Raw genomic sequence first — 3356 nt, forward strand, 5'->3', positions numbered from 1 at the left:
TACTTCAACCGTCCAGCAGACCCAAATGGTCTGGCGTACTGGATGGCCCAAAGCTTCACGCTGAACCAAATTGCCGACAGCTTCTCCAAGCAAGCAGAATACGCCACAGCGTATGCAGGTAAAACGACAGAAGACACAGTCAACACCATCTACACCAACCTGTTCGGCCACAAAGCTGACGTAGCAGGTCTCAACTACTGGACCCAACAAATTCTGACCAGCAAAGTCACCCTGGGCCAAGCCGCCCTGGCGATCCTGGCAGGTGCCACTGGTGCAGACAAAGTAGCCGTTGACTCCAAAGTTGCCGCAGCTACATCGTTCACGACAGCCATCGACACCAACGAAGAAATCGTAGCCTACTCCCTGGCCTCCAACACCAACCTGGCCAAAGAATGGCTCAGCAAAGTGCTGGATTCCGCGACACAAGCCTCCCAGATCGCTGTACAAGATACAGTCATCTCCTCCATCGTCAACGGTGGTGGCGTCAAAGACTTCACACTGACAAGCAACACAGACATCGCCACAGCTGAGAACTTCACAGCCGGTCTGGTGTACACACCAAACGGTGGTTCCCGTGTCAATGCCCTGCAAGACGAAGACGTACTGACAGGCTCCAACACATCAGCCACTGCCAACAACAAGTTGACAGCGACAGTTGGTAACTCCAACGACAACGGCGCACCGATCATCACGCCAACGCTGAAAAACATCCAGACAGCCACGTTCTCCTTCACCGGTTCCGCTGATGCCAACAACATCAACAACAACGCCGTTGTTGCGATCGATCTGCAAGATGGTACAGGCCTCAAAAACATCGGTATCAACCGCATTGCTTCCACAGCAGGTACCAACACAGCCCGTATTGAAAACATCAAACAAGCTGTAGAAACACTGAACCTGACCAACACCAACGCCAACAATACAGGCGTCGTTGAGTTCTCCTTCGGCAACGGCACACTGCTCGGCGCCAACACAGGTACACTGAACCTGTCCGACGTACAAGTTGGTACAGTCAACATTGGTCAAAACGTTTCCGGCACATCCGCTGCAGGCGTTGCCAACCAAGGTTACGAAACACTGACCATCAACAGCACAGGCAACACCAACAACATCGGCACCTTGAATCTGCCAATGGACACAGGTACAGCAGGCAAAGTCGTTATCACTGGCGACAAAGACCTCACACTGGCCCAGACATCCAATGTTGTCAATGGCGTAACAACCATTGAATCCGTCAACTACTCCGGTGGTATCCTCCAGGCTGCAGGCCGTCTGTCCGCCATTGATGCATCCGCATTCAAAGGCAACCTGACATTGAACCTCGGCAATGGCATCTTCACTACAGGTAAAGCTGACACATCCGGTTCCACCCAAAACGTCACCATCACTGGTGGTTCTGGTAACGACACATTCTACCTGGCTGACACAGTAGAAACAGGCGACAGCATCACAGGCGGCGACGGTACAGATACCCTGGTTATCGTCAACGGCGGCAACGTCACAGCCGGTGCAGCTGGTTCCTCCATCATCACCAAAGTAGAAGCTGTTCAAGTGTTGTTGAACAACGCAGCAGCAGCAGTAGACTTTGCCAAACTGCCAGACGTCACAGGCGTATTGGTCCGCAACGTCTCCAACACCAACGTAGCAGCGCCTGCAAATTCTGCACCAGTTGCTGGCACAGACGTGTTCACACTCAACAACCTGACAGTTGGTCAAGCAGCAGCCATCACCATCCGTCATAGCGACACAGGCTCCAACGCCATCGGCCAATCCACGATCAACGCCAACCTGGCGACTGCGACTGGCGCATCCGACACAGTTGCTGTCACCATCGCTGAAGGCTTGAACGTAGACCCACGTTTCAACTTCGTCTTGAACACCAACGCAGTAGAAAACATCACCCTGGTTGATGCTGATACAGAATCCAACACAGTTGCTCTGGCCAACGTTGCTGCCCACACAGGCACCATCACGATTGGTACAACAGCAGGTGCTGGTTCTACAACAACTTTCCTGAACCTCGACACAACAGTGGCAGGTAACGGTGGTTTGTACCGTATCGACACAACAGGTGCAGCAGCAGCCAACATCGCTGGCGTACAAGAGTTGTCCCTGACAGCCGGTCAGATCAAACTGATCGCCGCTAACATCGACGCTTCCGCAGAAACAGCCAGCGTCATCGTTCGCGTATCCACAAGTGGTGCAGCCAACGGCGCGCAAAACATCAAGATGGGTGCAGGTAACGACACAGTTACTTTCGATAACATCCAGGACACACGTGCTGGCCTGACTATCTCCGACACAGTTGTTGGTGGTGCTGGTACAGACACACTGGTCATCGACGGCGACCTGACAGGTGCAGCACTGGGCGACACCATCGCTCTGGGCGCGTCTGAATGGACTAACGTATCCGGTTTCGAAACAATCCGCCTGGTTGGTACTTCCAACAATGCAGGTGTAGCCGGTGCAGGTAACTACCGTCTGACATTGACCAATGAACTGATCGCTGCCAACAACAACGCAGGCGTTCTGGCCATCGTCAATGACAACGACACAGCCAATGATGCAGCCAATGCAGCAGACACAGCTGGTACAGCCATTGAAAGTGCAGCAGTTATTGATGCACGTACACTGAGCTCCACAAGCCGCTTCAGCTACAACGGCGAAGAAGGTGCAAGCCGCACAGCAGACCGCATCATCTTCACAGATGCCAACTTCAATGGCTCCCACGCCATCAACGGTGGTGCAGTTGACAACAACAGCACAAACAACAGCCAGAAGAACGACGACGTGATCGAACTGCGCAATGCAACAAACGCAGCTATCGGTGACTTCAACGGCATCTCCAACGTTGGTAACATCGAACTGACCAACGACACAGCAGTGACCCAAGTGTCCCAAATCCAGTTGAACGACACCATCGTTGACGCATTGGTTGACAGCTATCAGGCTGCTAACACCACAACGCACATCGAACGCCTGACTATCCGTGCGATCGACAACGTCAACGTTGCTAACGCAACAGTCGGTGTTTCCATCGATGCAGGTGCACTGACAGCACAATCTGCGCTGGACGTGACACTGGCCCGTGGCGCCAACTTCCTGCAACTCGGCGCTGGTGCAGACCGCGTAGTATTGCTGGGTAACTATGTTGCCGGTACTTACCTGACATCTGAAAACGGTGTTTCCCTGAATGCACAGTCCACAGCGACTGCAGTTGCCCGTGTTGTCACAGACACGATCAACCTGGGTAACGGTAACGATACACTGGTGACTTACGGTGCGATCAACCTGGCCGGTGCACAACTGTCCAACATCGAAAACATCACTGCGAACTCTGCGGTTGTGATTACTGC

1 protein-coding gene is annotated in these 3356 nt (G+C 53.2%); it reads left to right on the top strand.

The genetic code is table 11. From position 1 onward, the window contains the following. On the top strand, window positions 1-3356 hold a 3356-nt coding region (locus AC07OI_RS29750; protein ID WP_495259661.1), incomplete at both ends, for a DUF4214 domain-containing protein.

This window comes from Undibacterium sp. GW821-FHT07F11, assembly GCF_059418665.1.